The sequence below is a fragment of the Pseudomonas lini genome, assembly GCF_030812475.1.
Taxonomy (GTDB): domain Bacteria; phylum Pseudomonadota; class Gammaproteobacteria; order Pseudomonadales; family Pseudomonadaceae; genus Aquipseudomonas; species Aquipseudomonas lini_A.
Genome location: NZ_JAUSSR010000011.1, coordinates 185,308 through 209,665, shown reverse-complemented (window position 1 = coordinate 209,665; position 24,358 = coordinate 185,308). Strand labels below are relative to the sequence as shown.

At 59.9% G+C, this 24,358-nt stretch carries 24 protein-coding genes and 1 pseudogene; 13 read left to right on the top strand and 12 right to left on the bottom strand.

Features of this window, described 5'->3' with window-relative positions; genetic code table 11:
* Positions 1 to 299: 299 nt before the first annotated feature.
* From hemA to J2W17_RS21795, 6 genes are all read left to right on the top strand, one after another.
* Entirely contained in the window at positions 300 to 1,589 is a 1,290-nt protein-coding gene (gene hemA / locus J2W17_RS21820) for a glutamyl-tRNA reductase (protein ID WP_307339103.1), read from the top strand.
* On the top strand, positions 1,586 to 2,668 hold the full coding sequence (gene prfA, locus J2W17_RS21815; protein ID WP_307339097.1) for a peptide chain release factor 1: 1,083 nt from the start codon (positions 1,586 to 1,588) through the stop codon (positions 2,666 to 2,668). Before hemA ends, prfA begins: the two co-directional genes overlap by 4 nt.
* On the top strand, positions 2,669 to 3,499 hold the full coding sequence (prmC, locus tag J2W17_RS21810; RefSeq protein WP_307339094.1) for a peptide chain release factor N(5)-glutamine methyltransferase: 831 nt from the start codon (positions 2,669 to 2,671) through the stop codon (positions 3,497 to 3,499).
* Positions 3,493 to 4,248 (top strand): molybdopterin-synthase adenylyltransferase MoeB, encoded by a 756-nt coding sequence (locus tag J2W17_RS21805; RefSeq protein WP_307339091.1) that lies wholly within the window; start codon positions 3,493 to 3,495, stop codon positions 4,246 to 4,248. The genes prmC and J2W17_RS21805 overlap by 7 nt, the downstream gene beginning before the upstream one ends.
* Complete coding sequence (gene murI, locus J2W17_RS21800) at positions 4,241 to 5,032, top strand: glutamate racemase (protein ID WP_307339089.1); 792 nt, start codon at positions 4,241 to 4,243, stop codon at positions 5,030 to 5,032. Before J2W17_RS21805 ends, murI begins: the two co-directional genes overlap by 8 nt.
* 123 nt (positions 5,033 to 5,155) lie before the next feature.
* Complete coding sequence (locus J2W17_RS21795) at positions 5,156 to 5,674, top strand: acyloxyacyl hydrolase (RefSeq protein ID WP_307339086.1); 519 nt, start codon at positions 5,156 to 5,158, stop codon at positions 5,672 to 5,674.
* Between the two features lie 144 nt (positions 5,675 to 5,818).
* On the opposite strand, the gene J2W17_RS21790 is transcribed toward J2W17_RS21795, so the two are convergent.
* From J2W17_RS21790 to J2W17_RS21755, 7 genes are all read right to left on the bottom strand, one after another.
* Positions 5,819 to 6,121, bottom strand: a complete 303-nt coding sequence (locus J2W17_RS21790) for a YkgJ family cysteine cluster protein (protein ID WP_307339083.1) — start codon at positions 6,119 to 6,121, stop codon at positions 5,819 to 5,821.
* 149 nt (positions 6,122 to 6,270) lie between these two features.
* The gene (locus tag J2W17_RS21785; RefSeq protein ID WP_307339080.1) at positions 6,271 to 7,518 is read right to left on the bottom strand and encodes an NAD(P)/FAD-dependent oxidoreductase; all 1,248 of its coding nucleotides are present in this window, start codon (positions 7,516 to 7,518) and stop codon (positions 6,271 to 6,273) included.
* The gene (locus tag J2W17_RS21780) at positions 7,515 to 8,297 is read right to left on the bottom strand and encodes an SDR family NAD(P)-dependent oxidoreductase (protein ID WP_307339077.1); all 783 of its coding nucleotides are present in this window, start codon (positions 8,295 to 8,297) and stop codon (positions 7,515 to 7,517) included. The genes J2W17_RS21785 and J2W17_RS21780 overlap by 4 nt, the downstream gene beginning before the upstream one ends.
* 114 nt (positions 8,298 to 8,411) lie before the next feature.
* Positions 8,412 to 9,857, bottom strand: a complete 1,446-nt coding sequence (gene phrB, locus J2W17_RS21770; protein ID WP_307339297.1) for a deoxyribodipyrimidine photo-lyase — start codon at positions 9,855 to 9,857, stop codon at positions 8,412 to 8,414.
* Positions 9,858 to 9,878: 21 nt separating this feature from the next.
* On the bottom strand, positions 9,879 to 10,820 hold the full coding sequence (locus J2W17_RS21765) for a MerR family transcriptional regulator (protein ID WP_307339074.1): 942 nt from the start codon (positions 10,818 to 10,820) through the stop codon (positions 9,879 to 9,881).
* Positions 10,820 to 11,779 carry a YbgA family protein gene (locus J2W17_RS21760; protein WP_307339070.1) on the bottom strand — a complete coding sequence of 320 codons (960 nt, stop codon included), beginning with the start codon at positions 11,777 to 11,779 and terminating at the stop codon, positions 10,820 to 10,822. The genes J2W17_RS21765 and J2W17_RS21760 overlap by 1 nt, the downstream gene beginning before the upstream one ends.
* A gap of 250 nt (positions 11,780 to 12,029) precedes the next feature.
* A complete protein-coding gene (locus J2W17_RS21755; protein ID WP_307339068.1) occupies positions 12,030 to 13,016 on the bottom strand; it encodes an NAD(P)/FAD-dependent oxidoreductase in 987 nt (328 codons plus the stop codon).
* A 195-nt stretch (positions 13,017 to 13,211) separates the two neighbouring features.
* Here J2W17_RS21755 and J2W17_RS21750 point away from each other — a divergent pair, with 195 nt between their 5' ends.
* The gene (locus J2W17_RS21750) at positions 13,212 to 14,114 is read left to right on the top strand and encodes a TIGR01777 family oxidoreductase (protein WP_307339065.1); all 903 of its coding nucleotides are present in this window, start codon (positions 13,212 to 13,214) and stop codon (positions 14,112 to 14,114) included.
* Between the two features lie 13 nt (positions 14,115 to 14,127).
* Positions 14,128 to 15,150, top strand: a complete 1,023-nt coding sequence (gene hemH / locus J2W17_RS21745; protein WP_307339062.1) for a ferrochelatase — start codon at positions 14,128 to 14,130, stop codon at positions 15,148 to 15,150.
* Positions 15,151 to 15,257: 107 nt separating this feature from the next.
* Here the strand turns inward: hemH and J2W17_RS21740 are convergent, their stop codons facing one another.
* Both J2W17_RS21740 and upp read right to left on the bottom strand, forming a co-directional pair.
* The gene (locus tag J2W17_RS21740) at positions 15,258 to 16,532 is read right to left on the bottom strand and encodes a uracil-xanthine permease family protein (protein ID WP_307339059.1); all 1,275 of its coding nucleotides are present in this window, start codon (positions 16,530 to 16,532) and stop codon (positions 15,258 to 15,260) included.
* A 2-nt stretch (positions 16,533 to 16,534) separates the two neighbouring features.
* Positions 16,535 to 17,173 carry a uracil phosphoribosyltransferase gene (gene upp, locus J2W17_RS21735; RefSeq protein ID WP_307339056.1) on the bottom strand — a complete coding sequence of 213 codons (639 nt, stop codon included), beginning with the start codon at positions 17,171 to 17,173 and terminating at the stop codon, positions 16,535 to 16,537.
* A 175-nt stretch (positions 17,174 to 17,348) separates the two neighbouring features.
* Here upp and J2W17_RS21730 point away from each other — a divergent pair, with 175 nt between their 5' ends.
* From J2W17_RS21730 to J2W17_RS21720, 3 genes are all read left to right on the top strand, one after another.
* Positions 17,349 to 17,906: a hypoxanthine-guanine phosphoribosyltransferase gene (locus J2W17_RS21730; protein WP_064675926.1), complete on the top strand. Its 558-nt coding sequence runs from the start codon at positions 17,349 to 17,351 to the stop codon at positions 17,904 to 17,906.
* A gap of 271 nt (positions 17,907 to 18,177) precedes the next feature.
* Positions 18,178 to 18,663, top strand: a complete 486-nt coding sequence (locus J2W17_RS21725; RefSeq protein ID WP_307339053.1) for a hypothetical protein — start codon at positions 18,178 to 18,180, stop codon at positions 18,661 to 18,663.
* A gap of 63 nt (positions 18,664 to 18,726) precedes the next feature.
* On the top strand, positions 18,727 to 19,014 hold the full coding sequence (locus tag J2W17_RS21720; RefSeq protein ID WP_307339049.1) for a PA4642 family protein: 288 nt from the start codon (positions 18,727 to 18,729) through the stop codon (positions 19,012 to 19,014).
* A 138-nt stretch (positions 19,015 to 19,152) separates the two neighbouring features.
* On the opposite strand, the gene mqo is transcribed toward J2W17_RS21720, so the two are convergent.
* Together mqo and J2W17_RS21710 are read right to left on the bottom strand one after the other, a co-directional pair.
* The gene (gene mqo / locus J2W17_RS21715; RefSeq protein ID WP_307339046.1) at positions 19,153 to 20,661 is read right to left on the bottom strand and encodes a malate dehydrogenase (quinone); all 1,509 of its coding nucleotides are present in this window, start codon (positions 20,659 to 20,661) and stop codon (positions 19,153 to 19,155) included.
* A 724-nt stretch (positions 20,662 to 21,385) separates the two neighbouring features.
* Positions 21,386 to 21,631: pseudogene (locus tag J2W17_RS21710) on the bottom strand (hypothetical protein).
* A gap of 200 nt (positions 21,632 to 21,831) precedes the next feature.
* On the opposite strand from J2W17_RS21710, the gene J2W17_RS21705 reads away from it, so the two are divergent.
* Together J2W17_RS21705 and J2W17_RS21700 are read left to right on the top strand one after the other, a co-directional pair.
* Positions 21,832 to 22,416 carry a YajG family lipoprotein gene (locus tag J2W17_RS21705; protein ID WP_307339043.1) on the top strand — a complete coding sequence of 195 codons (585 nt, stop codon included), beginning with the start codon at positions 21,832 to 21,834 and terminating at the stop codon, positions 22,414 to 22,416.
* A gap of 345 nt (positions 22,417 to 22,761) precedes the next feature.
* Entirely contained in the window at positions 22,762 to 23,040 is a 279-nt protein-coding gene (locus J2W17_RS21700) for a hypothetical protein (protein WP_307339040.1), read from the top strand.
* A 72-nt stretch (positions 23,041 to 23,112) separates the two neighbouring features.
* On the opposite strand, the gene J2W17_RS21695 is transcribed toward J2W17_RS21700, so the two are convergent.
* Positions 23,113 to 24,279, bottom strand: coding sequence for a 1-acyl-sn-glycerol-3-phosphate acyltransferase (locus J2W17_RS21695; RefSeq protein WP_307339038.1), 1,167 nt, complete (start codon positions 24,277 to 24,279; stop codon positions 23,113 to 23,115).
* Between the last annotated feature and the right edge of the window lie 79 nt (positions 24,280 to 24,358).

Below are 24,358 nucleotides of genomic sequence, written 5' to 3'. Positions count from 1 at the left end.
CTTCGGGCAAACATAACCGCCCCTCGATTTTCCCCTGTTCACCGCTCCCCTGTACACCGACCCCCTGTAGGAGCTGGCTTGCCAGCGAAGGCGTCTTCAAGTGCGCTGCAAGACTGGAGGCCGCCTTCGCTGGCAAGCCAGCTCCTACAGGGGGGCGGCGGCGAGGCAGCGGACGTCTGTAAACGAGAAGCGCTCGCACGCCTGGCTATCGCCTGCCGGGCCAATAGAGATCGAGTAGTTGTTCTCGTTGTGTCGAAGTAGGACAATTGCCGGCTTCACGTCACCATCAGCGACCTTGAATGGCCTTCCTTGCACTCGGTATCAATCACAAGACTGCCTCAGTAGATGTCCGCGAGCGCGTGGCCTTTACCCCTGAGCAGTTGGTGGAGGCCTTGCAGCAGCTCTGCCGACTGACAGACAGTCGCGAAGCTGCGATCCTCTCCACCTGCAATCGCAGTGAGCTCTATATAGAGCAGGATCACCTTTCGGCTGACATCGTGTTGCGCTGGCTGGCCGATTATCACCATTTGAGTCTCGAAGAGCTGCGCGCGAGCGCTTATGTGCACGAAGATGATGCGGCAGTTCGTCACATGATGCGGGTGGCCTCCGGGCTCGATTCGCTGGTGTTGGGCGAACCGCAGATTCTCGGTCAGATGAAGTCCGCCTACGCGGTGGCCCGCGAAGCCGGCACCATCGGTCCGATGCTCGGGCGATTGTTCCAGGCCACATTCAATTCAGCCAAGCAAGTGCGCACCGACACCGCCATCGGTGAAAACCCGGTGTCCGTGGCATTTGCCGCGGTCAGCCTGGCCAAACAGATTTTCAGCGACCTGCAACGCAGCCAGGCCTTGCTGATTGGCGCCGGCGAGACCATTACCCTGGTCGCCCGTCATCTGCATGAGTTGGGGGTCAAGCGCATCGTGGTCGCCAACCGGACCCTGGAGCGCGCGAGCATCCTGGCCGAACAGTTCGGCGCCCACGCCGTGTTGCTCTCGGACATCCCGGCCGAACTGGTGCGCAGCGACATCGTCATCAGTTCCACCGCCAGCCAGTTGCCGATCCTCGGCAAGGGGGCCGTGGAAAGTGCCTTGAAGCTGCGCAAGCACAAGCCGATCTTCATGGTGGATATCGCCGTACCTCGGGATATCGAGCCGGAAGTCGGCGAACTGGACGACGTTTACCTGTATAGCGTCGACGATCTCCACGAAGTGGTCGCCGAAAACCTCAAGAGTCGCCAGGGTGCCGCCCAGGCGGCGGAAGAGATGGTCTCGATCGGTGCCGAAGACTTCATGGTCCGCCTGCGCGAACTGGCGGCGGTGGATGTGCTCAAGGCCTATCGTCAACAAAGCGAGCGCCTGCGTGACGAAGAATTGCTCAAGGCCCAGCGGATGCTGGCCAACGGCGCCAGCGCCGAAGACGTGCTGGTGCAACTGGCGCGGGGCCTGACCAATAAGCTCTTGCATGCCCCGAGCGTGCAATTGAAAAAGCTCTCTGCCGAAGGCCGCCTCGATGCGCTGGCCATGGCCCAGGAACTCTTTGCCCTCGGTGAGGGCTCATCGGATAGCTTTTCGGATAAGAAACCGCAATGAAAGCGTCACTGCTCAATAAGCTGGACATCCTCCAGGACCGTTTCGAGGAATTGACTGCGTTGCTTGGTGATGGCGAGGTCATCTCCGATCAGAGCAAATTCCGCACCTATTCCAAGGAATATGCGGAAATCGAGCCGATTGTCGAAACCTATAAACAATTGCTCAAAGTGCAAGGCGACCTCGAGGGCGCACAGGCACTGCTCAAGGACAACGACCCGGACATGCGCGAAATGGCCGTGGAAGAAGTCCGCGAAGCCAAAGAGCAACTGATCGAAATCGAAGCCAGGCTGCAACGCATGCTGCTGCCCAAGGATCCGAACGACGGCCGTAACGTGTTCCTCGAAATCCGCGCCGGCACCGGCGGCGACGAAGCGGCGATCTTCTCCGGCGACCTGTTCCGCATGTACTCGCGTTACGCCGAACGGCGTGGCTGGCGCGTGGAAATCCTCTCGGAGAACATCGGCGAACACGGCGGTTTCAAAGAAGTCATCGCCCGGGTCGAAGGCGACAACGTCTACGGCAAGTTGAAATTCGAGTCCGGTGCACACCGCGTGCAGCGGGTGCCGGCCACCGAATCCCAGGGACGTATCCACACCTCGGCGTGCACCGTGGCGGTATTGCCCGAGCCGGACGAGCAGGAAGCGATCGAGATCAACCCGTCCGATTTGCGCATCGATACGTACAAGTCCTCCGGTGCCGGCGGTCAGCACGTCAACAAGACCGATTCGGCGATCCGCATCACCCATTTGCCGTCCGGCATCGTCGTCGAGTGCCAGGAAGAACGTTCCCAGCACAAGAACCGCGCCCGGGCGATGTCCTGGCTGTCGGCCAAGCTCAACGACCAGCAGACCAGCGCCGCCGCCAATGCCATTGCCAGCGAGCGTAAATTGCTGGTGGGTTCGGGCGACCGCTCCGAGCGGATCCGCACCTACAATTTTGCCCAGGGCCGGGTCACCGACCACCGGGTCAACCTGACGCTGTATTCCCTCGACGAAATCCTCGCGGGTGGTGTCGAGGCGGTGATCGAGCCGTTGCTGGCCGAGTACCAGGCCGATCAGTTGGCGGCCATAGGTGAGTAAATGACGATCATTGCCAGCTTGTTGCGCGCCGCCGAATTGCCCGACTCGCCCACGGCGCGTCTGGATGCCGAATTGCTGCTGGCCGCCGCCTTGGGCAAATCCCGCAGTTTCCTGCACACCTGGCCGGAACGCATTGTCCCGAGCGAAGCCGCATTGACCTTTGCCGGGTTTTTGCAGCGTCGTCGCGGCGGCGAGCCGGTGGCGTACATTCTTGGCCAGCAAGGTTTCTGGACGCTCGATCTGGAAGTGGCGCCGCACACGCTGATCCCGCGGCCGGACACCGAGCTGCTGGTGGAAGCCGCACTGCAATTGCTGCCGGCGACCCCTGCCAGTGTGCTCGACCTGGGCACCGGCAGCGGCGCCATTGCCCTGGCCCTGGCCAGCGAGCGTCCGGCGTGGAAGGTCACGGCCGTGGATCGCGTGCTCGAAGCCGTGGCCCTGGCCGAGCGCAATCGGCAGCGCCTGCACCTGAACAACGCCACGGTACTGAGCAGTCATTGGTTCAGCGCGCTGCAAGGCCAGCACTTTGAGCTGATCATCAGCAACCCGCCTTACATCGCGTCCGCCGATCCGCATCTGGTCGAGGGCGACGTTCGCTTCGAACCGGCCAGTGCCCTGGTGGCCGGTGTCGACGGGCTCGACGATCTGCGTCTGATCGTCGCCCAGGCGCCGGATTACCTTGAGACGGGTGGCTGGCTGATGCTCGAACATGGTTATGATCAAGCCGCTGCGGTGCGCGATTTACTACTGGCCCGCGGTTTTGAACAGGTCCACAGCCGCGCCGATCTGGGCGGTCACGAACGTATCAGTCTGGGGCGCCTGCCGTGCTGAATGATCAGGAATTGTTGCGCTACAGTCGGCAGATTCTGTTGCAGCACGTCGACATCGACGGTCAGTTGCGACTCAAGGAAAGCCGCGTGTTGATCGTCGGCCTTGGCGGTCTTGGCTCACCGGTGGCGCTGTACCTGGCTGCGGCCGGGGTCGGTGAACTGCATCTGGCAGACTTCGACAGCGTCGACCTGACCAACCTGCAACGCCAGATCATCCACGATACCGATAGTGTCGGGGTCAGCAAGGTCGACTCGGCCATCCGCCGTCTAGGCGCGATCAACCCCGAGATTCGATTGATTGCCCATCGCGCGGCGCTGGACGAAGATTCCCTGGCCGCCGCCGTGGGCGCAGTGGATCTGGTGCTGGACTGCTCGGATAATTTTTCCACCCGTGAAGCGGTCAATGCCGCCTGTGTCGCTGCGCGCAAGCCGTTGGTCAGTGGCGCGGCGATTCGCCTCGAAGGGCAATTGTCGGTATTCGACCCACGCCGTGCCGACAGCCCGTGTTACCACTGTTTATACGGGCACGGCAGCGAAGCCGAACTGACGTGCAGCGAAGCCGGCGTGCTCGGGCCTCTGGTTGGGCTGGTGGGCAGCCTCCAGGCGCTGGAAGCCATGAAACTGTTGGTGGGCTTTGGCGAACCGCTGGTGGGGCGTTTGCTGTTGATCGATGCCTTGGGCACGCGCTTTCGCGAGTTGCGGGTCAAGCGTGATCCGGGTTGCAGCGTCTGTGGTAATGCCCATGCGTGAAGCGCCCATCGGCGTGTTCGACTCCGGCGTCGGTGGACTGTCGGTGCTGGCCGAAATCCAGCGTCTGCTGCCCAATGAGTCACTGCTGTACGTTGCCGATTGCGGGAATGTTCCCTATGGCGAAAAAACCCCGGAATTTATCCGTCACCGTTGTAATGTCATAGCCGAATTTTTTCAGCAGCAGGGTGCCAAGGCCCTGGTGCTGGCGTGCAACACGGCCACCGTCGCTGGCGTTGCGGATTTGCGCCGTGATTATCCCCAGTGGCCGATTGTCGGCATGGAGCCGGCGGTCAAGCCCGCCGCCGCGGCCACCCGCAGTGGCGTGGTCGGGGTCCTGGCCACCACCGGCACCTTGCAGAGCGCCAAATTTGCCGCGTTACTCGATCGCTTCGCCACGGATGTGCGGGTGATCACCCAGCCGTGTCCCGGGCTTGTGGAGCTGATTGAAAACGGTGACCTGCACAGCCCAGTCCTGCGTGAGCTGCTGGCCCGGTATGTCGGGCCGCTGCTGGCCGCCGGTTGCGACACGATAATTCTCGGCTGCACGCATTACCCCTTCCTAAAGCCCTTGCTAAAGCAGATGATCCCTGAGGACATCAGTTTGATCGACACCGGTGCTGCGGTGGCACGGCAACTACAGCGTTTGCTGACTGAGCGCGAGTTGCTGGCCGATGGGGCTGGTCATGCTGCGCAATTCTGGACAAGTGCCGATCCGGAGCATTTCAGAAATATCTTGCCGATGTTGTGGAATACTTCGGGCATTGTGCGAAGCTTCAACAAATAGATAAATCTTGAGAAAACGGGTAATTGGGGTGAACTTCTGATTAAACGACGATTTCTATAGTTTTAGTTCTATGGCGAGCTACAAAAAAACCACACGAAAATCGTTCGGAAAAGGATGTTTCTAATGAAGCGACTATTCTGCTTGGCCGCGATTGCGGCCGCACTCATGGGGCACAATTTAACCGCTCAGGCGGCAGGTGTGGAGTTCGCGGTCGGCCAGACCAGCGAGTCGACCATGACCTATCGGCTGGGCATGCAGTTCGACTGGGACAAGAGCTGGCTGCAAAGTGATGTCGGTCGTTTGACCGGTTACTGGAGTGGCGCCTACACCTATTGGGAAGGCGACAAGAGTTCCAGCAACCACAGCCTTTCGTTCTCGCCGGTATTGGTTTACGAATTTGCCGGACAGAACGTCAAGCCGTACGTGGAATTGGGTGTTGGCGTAGCGGCGTTCGCCAATACCGAAGTCGAAAACAACCAGCTCGGCAGTGCATTCCAGTTTGAAGACCGGTTTGGCTTTGGCCTGCGCTTTGCGGGCGGTCATGAAGTCGGGATTCGTGCGACGCACTACTCCAATGCCGGGATCAGCAGCCCGAACGACGGTGTGGAAAGCTACGCGCTGCACTACACGATGCCGCTGTAACCCTCGATGCTTTTACTGTAGGAGCAGCCGGTCGACGTTCGATTGCTCGCGATGGACGAGAGAGCGCCGTGTTCATCCAGGCAGCCCTCGTCATCGTTAACGTCCATCGCGAGCAATCGAGCGTCGACCGGCTGCTCCTGCAGGTCAGCGATACGCCGTGGTAATCCCCTGGCGCTCTTCGATGCATTCCGGCGCGCCCATCTCGAATTCGCGACAGATCAACGGGCGTTTTTCATAGATGGTGCACATCATCGTGTTGCGATCCAGCGCGGCGCACCAGCCGTCATCCAGGCGCAGCATGACTTCCCCACCCCAATCATCGGTATCGATAAATCGCTCGGGCACGCCGGTGTCGGTGATCAGCATCACTTCGAGCTGGCAGCAGCACGCGGCGCAGGTCGAGCAAGTGACCGGTTCGGCGATTTGCGTGTGGGGAATCGTCTTCATGGGGCGCAGTGTAAGGCAGCGGGACGGTGATGTGTGAAAGGCCTGACGGACGCTTGGGGCATGGGCGTACAGCAGGATGATCCACAACGGGCATTGGCGAAGCCTGGACCTTAAGCCACAGGACTATGGAGCTACAAAGGAGGGCGCTGTCACAAGGTTTCCCCCAATGCGCGGGCAACTCGCAAGGCGCTGATCACGCCGTCCTCATGGGAACCGCTGGCCCAATAGGCGCCGCAGAAGTAAGTGTGGTGGGCGCCGTTCAATTCTTCCCAGCGTTCCTGGGCGGCGACGGCCGCCAGGCTGAATTGCGGGTGGGCATAGGTGTATTGGGCGAGCACCTTGAACGGACTGATGCCAGCACTTTGATTGAGGCTGACACAGAAGGTCGTGTCGCTCTGGATGCCCTGTACGATATTCATGTCATAGGTAACAGCTGCCCGCGTATGGCCGGGGCCGCCGAGGCGATAATTGCAACCGGCCCAGGCCAGCTTTTGCTCCGGCAGCACGCGTGTGTCGGTATGCAGTACGATTTCGTTGTCAGCGTAGGGCAGGGCGCCGAGGATCGACTGTTCGGCGTCGCTGGGCCTGGCCAGCAGTTTCAGTGCCTGATCGCTGTGACAGGCGAACACCACTTTATCGAATCGCTCGCTGCCGGCGGCACTGTGGATGATCACGCCCGTGCCATCGCGTTCGACTCGATTGACCGGGTCATTGAGCCTGATCTTTTGTTTAAAGCTCGCCGTCAATGGTGCGATATAGGCGTTCGAACCCCCTTCGATCACGCACCATGGCCGGCGATTGTCAGCGGACAGCAGACCATGATTATTGAAAAACCTGACGAATGTCCGCATTGGAAAACCCAGGATGTCAGCCATGGACATCGACCAGATCGCGGCCCCCATCGGCACGATGTAGTGCAGGATGAACCGCTCGCCATAGCCACCCGCTTGCAAATAGCCATTCAGCGTAGTATCTGCCGCGATTCGACCTTCGATCAGGTCGCGTTGTGCCACTTTATTGAAGCGCGAGACGTCCCGCAGCATGCCCCAGAACCCCGGCGACAACAGATTGCGGCGCTGGGAAAACAGGCTGTTGAGGTTGTTGCTGTTGTACCAGAGGCCAGTGTCCGGGTCGGTGACCGAAAAACTCATTGGCGTCGGCTTGAAAGTCACGCCAAGTTGACTCAGCAGGCGAATGAAATTCGGATAGGCCCAGTCGTTGAACGCCATGAAACCGGTGTCCACCGCGTAGCTTTGGCCATCGACGGTCACGTCTACGGTGTGGGTATGACCGCCGACCCGGTCGCTGGCCTCGAACAGGCTGATTTCGTGGCTGCGGTTGAGCAGGTAAGCGCTGGTCAGTCCCGAAATGCCGCTGCCGACGATGGCGATCTTCACGGCTGATCCTTGATTGGCGGCTGGCGACGAACCATACGTTTGCCAATCGCCAGTTTGCCGCTGTCGGGCAGTTTCGACAACGGCCAGAGGGCGGCCATGAATGGCGCAGGCAGGGCGATCTCCGGGGGGCGGCGTTTGAGTTCGTCGAAGATATACCGAGCGGCTTTATCCACAGGCCAGGAGACGGGGACTGGCGCGTCATTGTTTGCTAACGGCAAGGTGTCGACGAAGCCCGGGCTGACCAGGGTGACTTCGATGCCGTCCGCAGCCAGATCGCGGCGCACGGACTCGAACAAGTAACGCAAGCCGGCTTTCGAAGTGCCATAGGCCTCGGCCCGGGGCAGCGGCAAATAGGTAGCCGGACTGGCCATACCCACCAGATGCGGTGCGTTACCGGCCCGCAGCAAGGGCACGGCAGCGTCGATGCAATAACTGCTGGCGAGCAGATTGGTGCGTACGACGTGTTCAATGATTGAAGCATCCAGCTGCCTGGCGTCGACATACTCGCAAGTGCCGGCGTTAAGGATCACCGAATCCAGCGAGCCCCATTCATGGGCAATCCGCTCGCCGATTTCGCGCACGGTCTGGCTGTTGGTCAGGTCGCCTGCGGCCACCATCACCTGTCCTGGGTAGCGCTTGGACAAGACTTTCAAAGGTGCCACCGAACGTGAACTGACCGCCAGGTGTGCGCCGCTTTTCAGTATTTCTTCGGCCAGCGCCGCGCCAATACCGTTGCTGGCGCCAGTCAGCCAATAGCGTCGTGGAAGTGCAACACTCATCCGATGCTCCTACACCACCAGCCACTCGGCCGGCCCGATTCGGGAAGATGTTCATAAAACTGTGCCCTGGCATCGAAGAAATCCCAGTGACAATAGACCTTGTCGCGCCGCAGATTACTCATCCCCAGCCCCTGCATTCTGTCGCGACGGCAGATTCTTGAACGCAGCCAGTGCGCGCGCGCGGGACGTGCCCAGGTCGACGATGGGGGACGGGTAGTCCACGCCACCAAACAGCCCGCCGAGGTTTGCCGGATTGTGCACGTCTTTTGGGTTCAAATCGGCCAGTTCCGGCAGCCAGTGCTTGATGAATACGCCCTCGGCATCAAATTTTTCCGACTGGCTCAACGGGTTGAAAATCCGGAAATACGGGGCGGAATCGGTGCCGGTGGATGAACTCCACTGCCAGCCGCCGTTGTTTGCCGCAAGGTCGCCATCGATCAGGTGGCGCATGAAAAAGCGTTCGCCTTCGCGCCAGTCGATCAGCAGGTTCTTGGTCAGAAACATCGCCACTACCATCCGCAGACGGTTGTGCATCCAGCCGGTTTCAAGCAATTGGCGCATGGCCGCATCGATGATGGGCAGGCCGGTGCGGGCTTGCTGCCAGGCCAGGAGTTCTTCAGGCGCATCGCGCCAGGCCAGGGCTTCGGTTTCCGGACGGAAGGCGCGGTGACGGGACACCCGTGGGTAGCCCACCAGAATATGTTTGTAAAACTCGCGCCACAACAATTCGTTGATCCAGGTAACGGCGCCCACCTTGCCGCTTGCGAACTCACCCTGATTGCTTTGCAGGGCTGCATGCAGGCATTGGCGCGGGGATATCACGCCGGCCGCGAGGTAGGCCGACAGCTGACTGGTGCCGAGTTTGGCAGGGAAGTCCCGCTCGCTTTGGTAGTAGTCGATCTGTGCATCGGTGAAAGTCTCGAGGCGGCGCCGGGCTTCGCTTTCACCGGCCGGCCAGAGGGCGCGCAAGCTGTCGCCGGGCGTTTCGAAACCCTCGATGTTTACGGGGATCTTGTCCGGTTCGATGCTCAATGGCGCTTGCACCCTCGGGGCGTACACCAGACCCGGCAACGCATGTTGCAGGCGTTCATGGCACACCTTGCGGAACTGGCTGAACACCTGGAAATACGTGCCGGTCCTGGTCAGGACACTCCCGGGTTTGAACAACAACTGGTCGAGATAACTGTAAAACCCGATACCCCGGGTCTTCAGCGCGTCAGCCACCGCCAGGTCCCGACGGGTTTCATGAATGCCGTATTCCTCGTTGACGTGAACGGCTTCAATCGCCAACTGCTGACAAAGCTCGAGCAAAACAGTCGGAGCGTCATCCCAGCGTGGTGCCCGGCGGATCAGCAAGGGAATGTTCAGTTCGTTCAGTGCGCGGCTTGATTCGCTCAGGTTGCGCAGCCAGAAATCCACTTTGCACGGCGCATCGTCGTGCTCCCGCCATTGTTCGGGGCTCAGCAGATACACGGCCACGCACGGACCCCGCGCTGCGGCGGCCGAGAGGGCGGTGTTGTCATGTACGCGCAAGTCGCTGCGCAGCCAGATCAATTGGATGGTGATGTCCATGGATAATAATTAAATGAGCCCGCGCTGGACCAGATCCTGGTGAGCCGATAACGGATCGATGGCCAGGAATACGTCAGCAATTTCGGTGGCTCTTGCGGACAATTCGGTGTGGTGGATGCACACCGTGGGTCCTGCAATCATTTTTGGGCAACTGACGCTATTCAAAAGTTTCGTCAGCTGCGAAAGGTTCATGGCTTTGCTGGAATACAGCAGTACGCCGCGTGCTTTCAGGTGATCGACCGCCAGTGCGAGTTCGCCGGCAGGCAGTGGCCAGTCGAACACCTCTACCGGGCAATCGGCGCTGCTGATCAACCAGGCGGTGAGCCACAGGTGCGGTTCCAGCGGCAAGTCCGAGTGATTGATCAACAGCAGCGGCGCGCTGCGCAACTGCCGGTTGTTATGGTAGATGCGGGCGCCGAACTTGCTGCGTAGCCAGGAAAAGAAAAACACTCGCTCCATCTGCGCGCCGAACTGGCCTTGCCAGCGTTGTTCCAGCTCCGCCAGCAACGGCATCAGCAATTGCTCGCACACGATTCGCGGCGGATACAGCGCCATGGCTTGGTTGACGGTGTCATCGAGGGTGCGCTCGCTCAGTTGAGTCACCGCGTGCAGCAGTGCGTGGCGCAGCACATGCCAATCGTTTTCGACCGATTCGGTAAAGGCCTGGGGGGTGTCGAGCAGTTGCTTGACCTGGCTGACGGCAACGCCGCGATCGAGCCAGGTAAGAATCGTCAGAATGCGTTGAACATGTTCGGCGCGGAACAGCCGATGCCCCTTGGGCGTTCGTTGCGGCACGATCAGGCCATAACGCCGCTCCCAGGCGCGCAAGGTCACGGCGTTGACACCGGTCTGGCGGGCCACCTCGCGGATGGGCAGCCAGCCCTCATCGAGAGCCTTTGCGAAGTCGGCGCCCATCTCTGCGCTGGCGCCGGTGTCGAGTGGGGTTTTCATCAGATCGCGTTTCGCAGGCTGAGGTTTTCCGGATGCGGTTGCAGGTAAACCTGCTGCGCGATGTAGGGATCCGGATGCTGGCGAAAATAGTGTTTGAGCAGCGTCAGCGGCACCACCAGGGGCACGATGCCTTGACGGTACTGGCCGATGACGTGCTGCATTTCCTGCTTGTCTTCAGCGCTGATCGCTTGTTTCAGGTAGCCACTGATGTGCTGCAAGACATTAGTGTGGGTGCGGCGCGTGGCGCATTTTTTCAAGGCGGCCATCAGTTCGCTGAAATAGCGTGGCCCCAGTTCGCCGGGATCGGTCCGGCCCATGTTGCCCAGCAGATTGCCCAAGGTTTTGTATTGCACCGGGTTGTGGGCCATCAGCAAGTATTTGTAGCGCGAGTGAAAGTCCGTGAGGCCATGGCGGGTCAGGCCTGCTTGCCGCAACTGTTGCCAGGCGCTGTAGGCGAATACCCGGGTCAGGAAGTTTTCCCGCAACACCGGGTCGTTGAGTCGCCCGTCTTCTTCCACTGGCAAATCCGGATGCAGGGCGCAAAAAGCCTGGGCGTAGATACCGCGACCACCGCCGTCCACTGGCGCCCCGTTGGCGTGGTAGACCTTGACCCGCTCCAGTCCGCATGAGGGCGATTTCTGCATGAAGATGTAGCCGCAGACATCGCTGAGCTCGGCCGCCATTTGCCGGCCATAGTCAGCCAGAGGCCGAGTGACGTTGATCGCGGAATCGACTGTGCCGACGGCATCGGGTTGCTCGGGGCTACCCACCAGGCGGATGGGTTGGCGCGGAATGCCGAGGCCGATGGCGACTTCCGGACACACCGGGACGAAATCGAAATAGTCGGCGAGGGTCTGGCTGCACAGCCGCGATTGCTTGTGCCCGCCGTTGAAGCGCACCTCGGCACCCATCAGGCAGGCGCTGATAGCGATTTTAAGTTTTACGGAGGGATGGGGCATCGGGGCACCTCGAATCCAGACTTGTACAGAATCGCTATTCTGTACAACATGACTTCATCATAGATTCAAAGGTGTACAAGTCAAATTATTTGTACAAGTTTTCCATGCTGACCCCAATGGTCCTGCGAAGACATCACCTGTAGGAGCCGGCTTGCCGGCGAAAGGATTCAAGCCATGCGGTGTTCTTCAGCACACCTTCGCTGCGGTGCGGCAATCCGATAAGTCAGCTACTACAGACATCAAAAACTGTTTACTGCAGGTGCGCGTGCAATCGCTTGGCAGCTTCCTGACCGCTGAGCCAGGCACCTTCGACCCGCCCGGACAGACACCAGTCGCCGCACGCATAAAGGCCCAGGTCGGCATCGGCCAGCACGCCCCATTCGTGGCTGGTGGCGGGGCGGGCGTAGAGCCAGCGATGGGCCAGGCTGAAGGTTGGAGCGGGCATGGCGTCATGCAGCAATTCGGCGAACGCGCCATGCAATTGCTCGATCACCGCTTCCTTGGACAGGTCGATATGCTGGCGGCTCCAGGCACTGGTAGCATGCAGGACCCAAGTATCCAGGGTGTTATCGCGCCCGGGTTTGCTGCGGTTGCGGGCCAGCCAGTCGAGCGGGCTGTCCTGCACGAAGCAACCTTCCATGGGCGTCTCCAGCGGCGTTTCGAAAGCCAATGCGACAGCCCAGGTCGGGTCCATCTTCACCCCGGCGGCGGCCCCTGCGAGCTTCGGCGCGGAGGCCAGCAATGCGGTGGCCTGTGGCGCTGGCGTGGCGATCACCACATGGCCGAACGGGCCGTGGGTGAAGCCTTCGGCATCCTGCAGGTGCCAGTGCTCTTCGCCGCGATAGACCTCGGTGATCCGGCAGGCGAACTGCACTTCCAGATCGCCAAGCAGACCGCGGGTGATGGCGCTCATGCGGGGCGTACCGACCCAGCGGGTCTGTTCGTCCGGCGACAGGTTGAGCTGTCCGCCGTGGTAGGTATACAGCTGCGGCGTCCACTCGGCGACCCAGCCATTGGTTTGCCAACGCTGGACTTCCGTGACGAAGCGGCGATCGCGGGCGGTGAAATATTGCGCGCCCAAGTCCAGGGCACCCGCATCGCTGCGCTTGCTCGACATGCGTCCGCCGCTGCCGCGGCTCTTATCGAAGAGTTGAACGACATGCCCGGCCTCCGTAAGGGCCTGGGCGGCTGATAGTCCGGCGATGCCGGTGCCGATGATTGCGATAGGTACAGTCATAGGGGCCTCGTTTACCTTTCTGTACAGACTACGCCGTGGATTAAACCTGTACAATATTGTTTTTTGGTATAACTTTTAGCGTTCTCGATCTGACAGCTTGGCCTATTGTTAAACACAGACCTGCTCGATACCAAAGATCCCTGCTTATAAAAATAGACTAGTGATCAGGGTAAAACGCCACGCGAGGAAGAAGTCATGCACATATTGCTGACCGGCGGTACTGGTTTGATAGGGCGTCAGCTCTGCCGACACTGGTTGAGTCAGGGTCATCGTTTGACAGTCTTGAGCCGCACGCCGGAAAAAGTCGCAAAAATTTGCGGTGCTCAGGTGCGTGGCGTCGCACTGTTCGAAGACCTCGGGCAGGAAACGGTGGATGCCATCATCAATCTGGCGGGTGCACCGATTGCCGACCGGCCATGGACCACCAAGCGCAAGGCGCTGCTCTGGAGCAGCCGGATCACACTGACCGAAACGATGCTGGCCTGGCTCGAAAGCCGCGAGCAGAAACCGCAGGTATTGATCTCGGGCTCCGCTATCGGCTGGTACGGCGATGGTGGCGAACGTGAATTGACCGAGGAATCGCCCCCGGTCATCGATGATTTCGCCAGTCAGCTATGCATAGCCTGGGAGGAGACCGCGCAGCGTGCCGAGGCCTTGGGCATTCGCGTGGTTCTTGTTCGTACCGGGCTGGTGCTGTCGGCCGAGGGCGGCTTTTTGTCGCGGTTGCTGCTGCCGTTCAAACTGGGACTGGGCGGGCCGATCGGCAACGGTCGACAGTGGATGCCGTGGATCCACATCAACGATCAAATCGCCCTGATCGATTTTCTTCTGCATCGCAGTGACGCCAGCGGTCCTTATAATGCCTGCGCGCCCCAGCCGGTGCGCAATAGTGAGTTCGCCAAGACGTTGGGCAGCGTGCTGCATCGCCCGTCGTTCATGCCGATGCCGGCCCTGGCGTTAAAAGTATGTCTGGGCGAGTTGTCATTGCTGTTGCTGGGTGGCCAGAAGGCCGTACCGGCTCGCTTGCTGCAAGCGGGATTCACCTTTCGCTTCACTGATTTGCGCGCGGCTCTGGACGATTTGTCCAGCCGCCTTTGAAATAGGACGTTGCATGACCGATCACGCATTGCTTCTGGTCAACCTGGGCTCGCCTGCTTCCACCTCGGTGGCCGATGTGCGCAGTTACCTCAATCAATTTCTGATGGACCCTTATGTGATCGACTTGCCATGGCCGGTACGACGGTTACTGGTGTCGCTGATCCTGTTCAGGCGCCCGGAGCAGTCGGCCCACGCCTACGCTTCGATCTGGTGGGAGGAAGGCTCGCCGCTGGTGGTGCTCAGCCGTCGGCTGCAACAGGCCATGACCGCGCAATGGACCCACGGCCCGGTGGAACTGGCGATGCGCTACGGCGCGCCGTCAATCGAGTCGACGCTGGTGCGCATGGCAGGGCAGGGGATCAAACGTATCACTTTGGCTCCTCTGTACCCGCAATTCGCCGACAGCACGGTGACTACGGTGATAGAAGAAGCCAAGCGGGTCGTGCGTGAGCACAAGCTCGATGTTCAGTTTTCCATTCTTCAGCCGTTCTACGACCAGCCGGAATACCTGGACGCGCTGGTAGCCAGTGCCAGGCCTCGTCTGCAGCAGGATTTCGATCACTTGTTGTTGAGTTTCCATGGCTTGCCCGAGCGGCACCTGAAGAAACTCAACCCAGGCCACTGTTTCGAGGGCGGCGGCGATTGTTGCGCCAATGCGTCACCGGAAGTGGTCGCGACCTGTTACCGCGCTCAGTGCCTGCGTACGGCGGCGGAGTTTGCCAGACGCATGGGCTTGCCGGACGGCAAGTGGTCGGTGTCGTTCCAGTCGCGTCTGGGCCGGGCCAAATGGATCGAACCCTACACCGAAGCGCGCCTTGATGAGTTGGCTGGAATGGGTGTGAAGAAAGTGCTGGTGATGTGTCCGGCGTTTGTCGCCGATTGCATCGAGACGCTGGAAGAGATTGGTGATCGCGGCAAAGAGCAGTTTCGCGAGGCAGGGGGAGAGGAGTTGGTGCTGGTGCAGTGCCTCAACGATGATCCGCACTGGGCGCGGGCGTTGAGCGTCTTATGCGAGCGAGCGCCGCTGGCGCTTTAAAAGCTTCGCCGGCAAGCCGGCTCCTACACAGGTCGCGTGATCGACACAATCCTGTAGGAGCCGGCTTGCCGGCGAAGGCGTCATAAGCAGCAACAAAAATCCGTGGCTTACAACAACGTCTCACCCGCCTTCTTGTGCTTCCAGCTGTCATTGCCCGGCAACAACAGGTTCAGCGCAATCGCCGTCACCGCGCACAGCGCGATGCCCTTGAGGCCGAAGTCGTCCGGGCCCGTGCCGGTACCGACCAGCACGCCGCCAATGCCGAATACCAGGGTCACCGAGACAATCACCAGATTGCGCGCCTCGGCCAGGTCGATTTTGTGGCGGATCAGCGTGTTCATCCCCACCGCTGCGATCGAGCCGAACAACAGGCACAGAATCCCGCCCATCACCGGCACCGGGATGCTTTGCAACAGCGCACCGAATTTGCCGACGAACGCCAGGCTGATGGCGAAGATCGCTGCCCAGGTCATGATTTTCGGGTTGTAGTTTTTGGTCAGCATCACCGCGCCCGTCACTTCGGCGTACGTGGTGTTGGGTGGACCACCGAACAGGCCGGCTGCGGTGGTCGCTATCCCGTCACCGAGTAACGTGCGGTGCAGGCCGGGCTTCTTCAGGTAATCGCGACCGGTCACGCTGCCCACGGCAATGACGCCACCGATATGCTCGATGGCCGGGGCCAACGCCACCGGAACGATGAACAGAATCGCTTGCCAGTTGAATTCCGGCGCGGTGAAGTGCGGAATTGCAAACCACGGAGCGGCGGCGATCTTCGCGGTATCGACCACGCCGAAATAGAACGCCATCGCAAAGCCCACCAGCACGCCGGAGATGATCGGCACCAGGCGAAAAATGCCTTTGCCGAACACTGCGACGATCAGGGTGGTCAGCAACGCCGGCATCGAAATCAACATTGCCGTCTGGTAATGAATCAGCTCAGCGCCGTCGCCCGACTTGCCCATCGCCATGTTCGCGGCAATCGGCGCCATGGCCAGGCCGATGGAGATGATCACCGGTCCAATCACCACCGGGGGCAGCAAACGGTCGATGAAACCGGTGCCTTTGATTTTCACGGCCAGGCCGAGGAAGGTGTAGACGAAGCCTGCCGCCATCACGCCGCCCATGGTCGCCGCAAGGCCGAATTGGCCCTTGGCGAGAATGATCGGGGTGATAAAGGCAAAACTCGACGCCAGGAACACGGGCACCTGACGCCCGGTGACGATCTGGAACAGAATCGTCCCAAGGCCTGCGGTGAACAGTGCCACGTTCGGATCGAGGCCGGTAATCAGCGGCATCAACACCAGCGCCCCGAACGCCACGAACAGCATCTGCGCACCAGACAGCACCGTGCGCCAGAGCGGATCGTTGAACTCATCCTGCATGGTCACGCGTCCTTCTGCTTGGTACCGAAGATCTTGTCGCCGGCATCGCCCAGGCCTGGGATGATGTAACCATGTTCATTCAATTTTTCATCGATGGATGCGGTGTAGATGGTCACGTCGGGGTGAGCCTTCTCCACGGCGGCGATGCCTTCCGGCGCGGCGACCAGGACCATGGCGCGGATGTCGCGGCAACCGGCCTTCTTCAGCAGGTCGATGGTGGCGACCATGGAGCTGCCGGTGGCGAGCATCGGGTCGATGATCATCGCCAGGCGTTCGTCGATTTCCGGCACCAGCTTTTCCAGGTAGGTATGAGCCTGCAAGGTCTGTTCGTTACGGGCCACGCCAACGGCGCTGACTTTGGCGCCAGGGATCAGGCTGAGCACGCCTTCGAGCATGCCGATACCGGCGCGCAGGATCGGGACCACGGTAATTTTCTTGCCGGCGATTTTCTCCACCGACACGGTGCCGGCCCAACCTTCGATATCGTAGGTTTCCAGCGGCAGGTCTTTGGTGGCTTCGTAGGTCAGCAGGGCGCCGACTTCCTGGGCGAGCTCACGGAAATTCTTGGTGCTGATGTCGGCGCGGCGCATAAGGCCGAGTTTATGACGGATCAGCGGATGGCGGATCTCGAGGATGGGCATGGGAAAGGCTCCGGCGGCGGGCAAAAAAACCGGCCTAGATTAATCTATCCGAGGGTGTTGTCCTATAGACATCAAGTACGTTAGTCCACAAAGGCTTGATCTGGCCTCGCTTGATGCGTACCTTTGCCCGCTTTTCCTCACTTAGCCCCCCGTTACCACCCCCCAGGAGAGCGCCATGTCCGCTGATCTCGAGCATATCCGTCAAATCATGCGAGAGGCTGACTGCCTGTACACCGAAGCTGAAGTCGAGGCGGCCATCGCCCGCGTCGGTGCACACATCAACGACCAGTTGGCCGAGAGCAATCCGGTGGTGTTCTGCGTGATGAATGGCGGGCTGATTTTCGCCGGCAAGCTGCTCACGCATTTGCAATTCCCGCTGGAAGCGTCCTACCTGCACGCCACCCGTTATCGCAACGAAACCAGCGGCGGCGACCTGTTCTGGAAAGCCAAGCCGGAAGTCTCCTTCATCGACCGTGACGTGCTGATCATCGATGACATCCTCGACGAAGGTCACACCCTGGGCGCGATCATCGACTTCTGCAAACACGCCGGCGCGCGCAAAGTGCACACCGCCGTGCTGATCGACAAGGACCACGATCGCAAGGCCCGCCCGGACCTGAAGGCCGATTTCGTCGGCCTGCCGTGCATCGACCGTTACATCTTCGGTTACGGCATGGACTACAAAGGCTACTGGCGCAACGCCAACGGGATTTTTGCTGTTAAAGGCATGTAAAAACATAACCACACCGAGCTTTCTTGATCAAAGGGGCGCCGCGCGAAGGCGAGCCGGAGGTTGTCGAATATCAGGTGTGGATGCGCGCGCAGTTCGATTGAGCTTTACCCCTGTAGGAGCTGGCTTGCCAGCGAAGGCGTCAGGTCAGCCAGCATCAGTACAGCTGCCATACCGCCTTCGCTGGCAAGCCAGCTCCTACAGGGTTCTGTGTTCACCCTCTATTGCCATACACTCATGCTAGAGTGCTCGGCCCCGCCCTCCGGAGCCTGTCATGAGCTTTTTGATCCGCAGCTGTGCCGGCCTGTTGCTGGCCCTCAGTTTGCCCCTGGCCGCAGCCCCTGCACCGATGCACGCGCAGTTCCTGCCCCCGAATGACCTGTCCCTGCGTGACGCGGCTCCCGAGCAGCAACAACTGCTGCAGGTCACCGAGTATTCGGTGGTTGTCGGCAGTCAGCGCCAGTCCAACCAGCAGCCGATTCCGGTCACTTCCCCCTTGCTGATCCGCCTCAAGGGCAAATCCTTGAACAAGGGCGCGGCCATCAACCAGGTACTGGTCAACTTCGATGGCGAAAGCAAGAGCCTGAAAAAGCCGGTCTACGACGACAAGAGCAAAACCCTGACGCTGTTTTACCCGATGGCCCAGTACCGGGTGGTGATCGACCTGTTGCGCAACGATACGGTGTATTGCCAGTTCCTCAGCTACGCCAACGGCCATGTCTGGGCCGATCTGCACACCGGTAGCGTTCGTCCGCGTTGAGCCTGGCGCCCTGTGAGGGGTAAACTGCCCGCCCCGTGAAATGTCTGCGAGCTGGAGTCGGCAATGCGTAAAGATAAGAAGCAAGTGATTGGTGACGAGATCGGCGATGCGCAGATCAAGCTGTTCCTCGATTTTGAGCCGGTCGACGCCACTTCGCCGTCGCTGCACAAGCTGATCAAGGCTTATCGCGGCCTGCGCATCGATGATTTCGAGCGTTTTCTGACGTTCTTCGTCGAAGCCGGTTATGAGCTGGATGGCAAGGATGAGCACGGCAATGACTTCGTTGCCCTGATCAAGGATCAGCGCAATGCGGCCGAGTACATCGAGTTGATCGCCAAGGTTCGCGGTTAATTATTGCCCTGACTGGGGTGGTGATTGTGCTCGCGAAGGCGGTGTAACTGACACCGAAGATCTTAGAGCCATTAATTTCACCGCCCATAAAAAACGCCCCGTTTTCAATGAAAACGGGGCGTTCTTCATGGGACCGAATCAAGCGTAGCTTTCGGTCTCGCTGCTGGCTTCAACCAGTTCCAGTGCGATGTTGTTCTGCGCGTTGATCTTGCGATACAGCGCAGCATCGGTTTCCAGAACCTTTTCCCGGGCCGGGAAGATTTCCGCCAGCTTGGCAGCCCATTCGCCGGAGGTCTTGTTCGGGAAGCATTTTTCGATCAGTTCAAGCATGATCGAAACCGTCACCGAAGCACCTGGCGAAGCACCGAGCAGAGCAGCAAGGGATCCATCCTTGGCTGCGACCAGTTCGGTACCGAACTGCAGGACGCCGCCCTTCTTCGGGTCTTTCTTGATGATCTGCACCCGTTGGCCGGCCACTTCCAGGCGCCAGTCCTCGGCTTTCGCCTGAGGGTAGAAGCGACGCAAGGATTCCAGGCGCTGCTCCATCGACTGCATGACTTCGCTGACCAGGTACTTGGTCAGGTCCATGTTGTTTTTCGCCACGGCCAGCATCGGGCCGATGTTGCCGGCGCGAACCGACATCGGCAGGTCCATGAAGGAACCGTGCTTGAGGAACTTGGTGGTAAAACCGGCGTAAGGCCCGAACAGCAGAGACTTCTTGCCGTCGACCACACGGGTGTCGAGGTGCGGCACCGACATCGGCGGCGAACCGACCGCAGCCTGGCTGTAGACCTTCGCCTGGTGGTGCTTGACCACTTCCGGGTTGTCGCAACGCAGCCACTGGCCACTGATCGGGAAGCCGCCGAAGCCTTTGCTTTCTTCGATGCCCGAAGCCTGCAGCAGCGGCAATGCCGCGCCCCCGGCGCCGAGGAAGACGAATTTGGCATCGACTTCACGGGTGTTGCCGCTGTTGACGTCCTTGATGCTGACCGTCCAGCCACCGTTGTTACGCTTGAGGCCGGTGACGCGCTTGCAGTACTTGACCTGGGCATCGGGTGCGCTGGTCAGGTGCGTGAGCAATTGATTGGTCAGGGCCCCGAAATTGACGTCGGTGCCATTGATGACGCGGGTGGCGGCGACGACTTCGTCGGTCGGCCGGCCTGGCATCATCAGCGGCATCCACTCGGCCATGGTGGCCTTGTCTTCGGTGTATTCCATGTCCGCGAAGGCGTGGTGCCTGCTCATCACCTCGAAGCGTTCCTTGAGGAAGGAAACGCCAGCGTCACCCTGGACGAAGCTCAGGTGCGGCACCGGACTGATGAAGGTCCTGGACGAGCCGAAGGTGCCTTTTTTGGTCAGGTAGGTCCAGAACTGCTTCGACACCTCGAACTGGGTATTGATGTGCACGGCTTTCTTGATGTCGACGGTGCCGTCCGCGGCCTGCGGCGTGTAGTTGAGCTCGCACAGCCCGGCGTGACCGGTCCCGGCGTTGTTCCATGGATTGGAACTCTCCGCGGCACCGGAATCCATCAGCTCGACGACTTCCAGCTTGATCGCGGGGTCGAGCTCTTTGAGCAGTACAGCCAGGGTGGCACTCATGATGCCAGCCCCAACCAGTACTACGTCGACTGCTTCGTTATGCGCCATTTAACGCGTCTCCAAAATCTGCAGCACCAAATTGTCGGCATGGCTGCCAGGTGTTCCGGGGCGTGTCAGTGATGCCCCAAGTACCATGGCAGGATCGCCACGTCCGAATCTTCGCAATTTTTCGCAACTTCGACGGACGCTACCGGCCGGGTCAAAAAGAGTCATGAACTCACTTCGACACGCGGTTGGCAATTCGACTTATGGTCGATACATCCGTTTGTGCAACCAAATCCGTAGCGGACAGGCTTCAGGCTCCGGTGTTCGAGGAATACTCGGTCCTGTGTCGTTGGGCTGTTTCAGACGCTAATGGTGCATATTCAGACGCAAAACTATTCATTTGCTCGCCACACTCTTGTGAAGTTGTGAAAACCCGTTTTTTTCACGCTCTTTTGAAGACGTGAACCTCAAAAAGGGCTGTCCCAGCCTGGCACCGGGCCCGGATGGATGGCCGTCATGTAATACATGACAGTCAAAACGGGCAAACAGCTCAGTGACCGAGCGTAACGACAGCTCTGCAGATTCGCGAAAAGTGGGGGTTTTGCTCAAGGGACAGCAAGCGCGCCAGCTTCACTCGATCTGTGTGGGCGGCTCTCTGTGGGCGGTGCGGGGATGCCAATGCCTGGGCATTGACGATGCTGCGAGGCCCGATCAGGAGACGTCCTTATAATCGGGGGGAGATTGTAGCGAAGAAACGCAGGGAAATGGTCGAGTTTGATGAGTTTTATTAGGCGTTCGGCCAGGTGGTCACCAGATGTTGAGCCCGCGCGCGGGGTTGGCGCTGGCTGATGCGGGCGCTGGCGGGCAGTGGATGGTGCAACCAGTTGAGACGGATTTCTTCGATTTCGACCCAGCCGTCGCCCATGGGCTGCAGGCTGCACTACTTGAATGCCTGGCAATGGCCATTGCGGTCGAGCAGGGCGAAGCAGCGGTGCAGCGGACGTGACGCGAACAGCGAAATGAGATAGCGCATGGCGAAATACCCTGGAGGACTGCTGTGAAGATTGGCATTGAATCGTGACGTGAAAGTGTATGAGTGATGACAGGCGAGTGACAGGTATCGCTGTCTGAAAGATCTGTCAGACTTTTCCTTAATGGTTTTGCGCTGGTTCGCTGCAGTGGCGCACCGCTATACTGCTGGCTTGTTTGTGCCTGAATTCTGGAGAAAAGAGCATGTTGCAACGCCTGTTGTTCGGTTTGATGACTGTGACCAGTCTGACCCTGGTCGGCTGCGCCCACAGCCCGCAACAACTGAACCCGGAACCCAAGCTGACGACGCAGCTGGCGCCGGTCGGCCGCGGCCAGCCGGTGGTGGTGCGCGTGGTGGACGGTCGTCCGTCGCCAACTCTGGGCACCCGCGGTGGCTTGTATCCCGAGACCAGCGCGATCACCGTGCAGGGCGCGCAGATTCTGCCGAAATTGCAGGCCCAGGCCGAAGCGGCCGTGCGTTTGCTGGGCTTTACCCCTACGGCCAACGCGATGAATGCGCCGCAAATCACCGTGACCCTGGCGGAGCTTAAATACCAATCGCCCAAGGAAGGCATGTACGTGACGGAGGCGACCATTGGCGCGACCTTCCGCTCCGATGTGCAGAACGCCAACCGCCGTTACAGCGGCCGCTACGGTGCGTCCCTGGACCAGCGTTTCGGTATGGCGCCGAATCAGGAAACTAATACCAAGCTGGTCAGCGATGTGCTGAGCGATGCGTTGACGCGTCTGTTCAAGGATCCGTCGATTGGGCAGATTCTCAACGAATGATGTGAGCCGCCCCCCTGTAGGAGCTGGCTTGCCAGCGAAGGCGTCGTCACAGCCAGCAATGATGCTGACTGACACTCCCTATTCACCGTAGGAGCCGGCTTGCTGGCGAAGGGGACGCTGGATTTTGCGGTGATCTTGAGATCGCCTTCGCTGGCAAGCCAGCTCCTACAGGGGGGCGGTGTTGGATTCGGCGGGTAGCGGACGACAGGCTGGCGCTGAACAGCAATCTGCCAAATGGTGATTTATTTGTCGCATGGGGCACCGCGGCAGGGGAGGCTTTCGGTAGAATCCGCCCCGCGGTCGTCGGTCCGGCGCCTGCCTCAGCTGATTTTTCCGAGGTTCGTGATGTCGCTGCATTTGATGACGCTGTTTACCGCCCATCCCGCCAAGTTGATCAACCTGCTGGCCTTGCTGTTTGCCTTCCCTGGCAGCTGGTTGCTGCATGCGACCCGGCGTCGTGAGCAGCGTGCGTTGGCGAGCATCGAGGCGCAACGCCAGCGTCATCCCGGCGCAGAACCCGATCTGGATTGGGCGACCTTGCGCATGAACCGGTTTTTCTACCGCTTCGGCTTTGCTTGCCTGGGATTGGCGCTGCTGGTGTCGTGGATCAGCACACAGGTCTAGATCGTTAAAGCACAAGATCCCGGATAAAGAAAACGGCGCCCGAGGGCGCCGTTGTCGTATCCAGCCATCATCTTACAAAGGCAATCCCGCCTTGACCCGATACTGGTTACGCACCGGCATCGCATATTGCAGCACCAGGTACGGGCGATGTTCCTCCGGGCATGCCTCCAGGCGTCGCTGCCATTCCTCCTGCGCCTTGACCAATTCATCGGTCGCAAACACTTCGGTGGCTTTGGGCACCTGCAATTGCGGGTCGGCGTCTTTCCACTGCGCATACGCCAGGTAATGCACCGGGAATAACCGGTAGCCGCCGAGAATCTGCTTGTCCATTTCGATCGCCAGTTGCTTGGTGTCTTCGAACAGCTGCGTGATCGGCGCGGCGAAGTTCACATGGACGCGGCCCTTGTAGCCGGTGATGCCCTTGGCGATGCTCACGTCGTCCTCGCCCGGCACTTTGGTGTAGCTGCCAGTGGTGGCGCGGATGAACAGCTCGCGGGCCTTGGCCTGATCGCACGGGTCGTACTCGTAGCTGATCGACACCGGAGTGACGTTCAGCGAACGGATGACTTCGCCGAACGGCTCGTCCTTGCGGCTCATGTGGAACATCTTGAGGATCGCCGATTCGGTGCGATCGTCCCCGTCCTTGGCCCGACCTTCGGCCTGGGCGATCCAGATCGAGGCGCAATCATTACGGATCGAGTGGTTGATGTAAGCCGACAGCAGTTGGTAGGCCGCCATCTTCTCGCGCCGACCGCTGATCGAACGGTGCACGATGAAACTCTTGTTCAGGCGCATCAGGTCACTGACGAAGGGCTTTTGCAGCAGGTTGTCGCCAATCGCGATGCGGGGTGTCGGTAGGCCGGCGTGGTACACCGCATAGTTGACGAACGCCGGGTCCATCACGATATCGCGGTGATTGGCGATGAACAGATAGGCACTGCCGGACTTGAACTGCTCGACGCCGGTGTATGTCACGCCGTCGGTGGCCCGCTCGATGGTGTGGTCGACATAGAACTCGACTTTGTCCTGCAATGTGGCCACCGAATTGACGCCGGCGAACTCACGGCGCAGCCGATGAGCTATAAGAGGTTTGAGCATCCAGCCGAAGGCTCCGGCATAACGCGGGAAGCGGAAGTGGATTAGGATATCTAGAAACGCCTTGTCACCAAGCAGCCGGTTCAGCACTGCCGGGACTTCGCTATCGTCGTAAGGTCGGATGGCATCGAATTCGCCCATCATGCTCTCTTGTTGGAAACGGCTAGGGTAAGTAAAGGTTTTGATCGAAAAACCAACGGGACATGGTCTGAATAGGCAGCCA

Bases quoted from the DNA above. Each gene is read 5' to 3' on its own strand.
- J2W17_RS21720 (WP_307339049.1), top strand. From the start codon at position 18,727: ATGCGTAAAGATAAGAAGCAAGTGATTGGTGACGAGATCGGCGATGCG.
- prfA (WP_307339097.1), top strand. From the start codon at position 1,586: ATGAAAGCGTCACTGCTCAATAAGCTGGACATCCTCCAGGACCGTTTC.
- J2W17_RS21700 (WP_307339040.1), top strand. From the start codon at position 22,762: ATGTCGCTGCATTTGATGACGCTGTTTACCGCCCATCCCGCCAAGTTG.
- J2W17_RS21780 (WP_307339077.1), bottom strand. From the start codon at position 8,297: ATGAGTGTTGCACTTCCACGACGCTATTGGCTGACTGGCGCCAGCAAC.
- murI (WP_307339089.1), top strand. From the start codon at position 4,241: ATGCGTGAAGCGCCCATCGGCGTGTTCGACTCCGGCGTCGGTGGACTG.
- J2W17_RS21795 (WP_307339086.1), top strand. From the start codon at position 5,156: ATGAAGCGACTATTCTGCTTGGCCGCGATTGCGGCCGCACTCATGGGG.
- J2W17_RS21695 (WP_307339038.1), bottom strand. From the start codon at position 24,279: ATGATGGGCGAATTCGATGCCATCCGACCTTACGACGATAGCGAAGTC.
- J2W17_RS21730 (WP_064675926.1), top strand. From the start codon at position 17,349: ATGTCCGCTGATCTCGAGCATATCCGTCAAATCATGCGAGAGGCTGAC.
- mqo (WP_307339046.1), bottom strand. From the start codon at position 20,661: ATGGCGCATAACGAAGCAGTCGACGTAGTACTGGTTGGGGCTGGCATC.
- J2W17_RS21705 (WP_307339043.1), top strand. From the start codon at position 21,832: ATGTTGCAACGCCTGTTGTTCGGTTTGATGACTGTGACCAGTCTGACC.
- J2W17_RS21725 (WP_307339053.1), top strand. From the start codon at position 18,178: ATGAGCTTTTTGATCCGCAGCTGTGCCGGCCTGTTGCTGGCCCTCAGT.
- hemA (WP_307339103.1), top strand. From the start codon at position 300: ATGGCCTTCCTTGCACTCGGTATCAATCACAAGACTGCCTCAGTAGAT.
- J2W17_RS21760 (WP_307339070.1), bottom strand. From the start codon at position 11,779: ATGCCCCATCCCTCCGTAAAACTTAAAATCGCTATCAGCGCCTGCCTG.
- J2W17_RS21790 (WP_307339083.1), bottom strand. From the start codon at position 6,121: ATGAAGACGATTCCCCACACGCAAATCGCCGAACCGGTCACTTGCTCG.
- upp (WP_307339056.1), bottom strand. From the start codon at position 17,173: ATGCCCATCCTCGAGATCCGCCATCCGCTGATCCGTCATAAACTCGGC.
- J2W17_RS21755 (WP_307339068.1), bottom strand. From the start codon at position 13,016: ATGACTGTACCTATCGCAATCATCGGCACCGGCATCGCCGGACTATCA.
- hemH (WP_307339062.1), top strand. From the start codon at position 14,128: ATGACCGATCACGCATTGCTTCTGGTCAACCTGGGCTCGCCTGCTTCC.
- prmC (WP_307339094.1), top strand. From the start codon at position 2,669: ATGACGATCATTGCCAGCTTGTTGCGCGCCGCCGAATTGCCCGACTCG.
- J2W17_RS21740 (WP_307339059.1), bottom strand. From the start codon at position 16,532: ATGCAGGATGAGTTCAACGATCCGCTCTGGCGCACGGTGCTGTCTGGT.
- J2W17_RS21765 (WP_307339074.1), bottom strand. From the start codon at position 10,820: ATGAAAACCCCACTCGACACCGGCGCCAGCGCAGAGATGGGCGCCGAC.
- J2W17_RS21750 (WP_307339065.1), top strand. From the start codon at position 13,212: ATGCACATATTGCTGACCGGCGGTACTGGTTTGATAGGGCGTCAGCTC.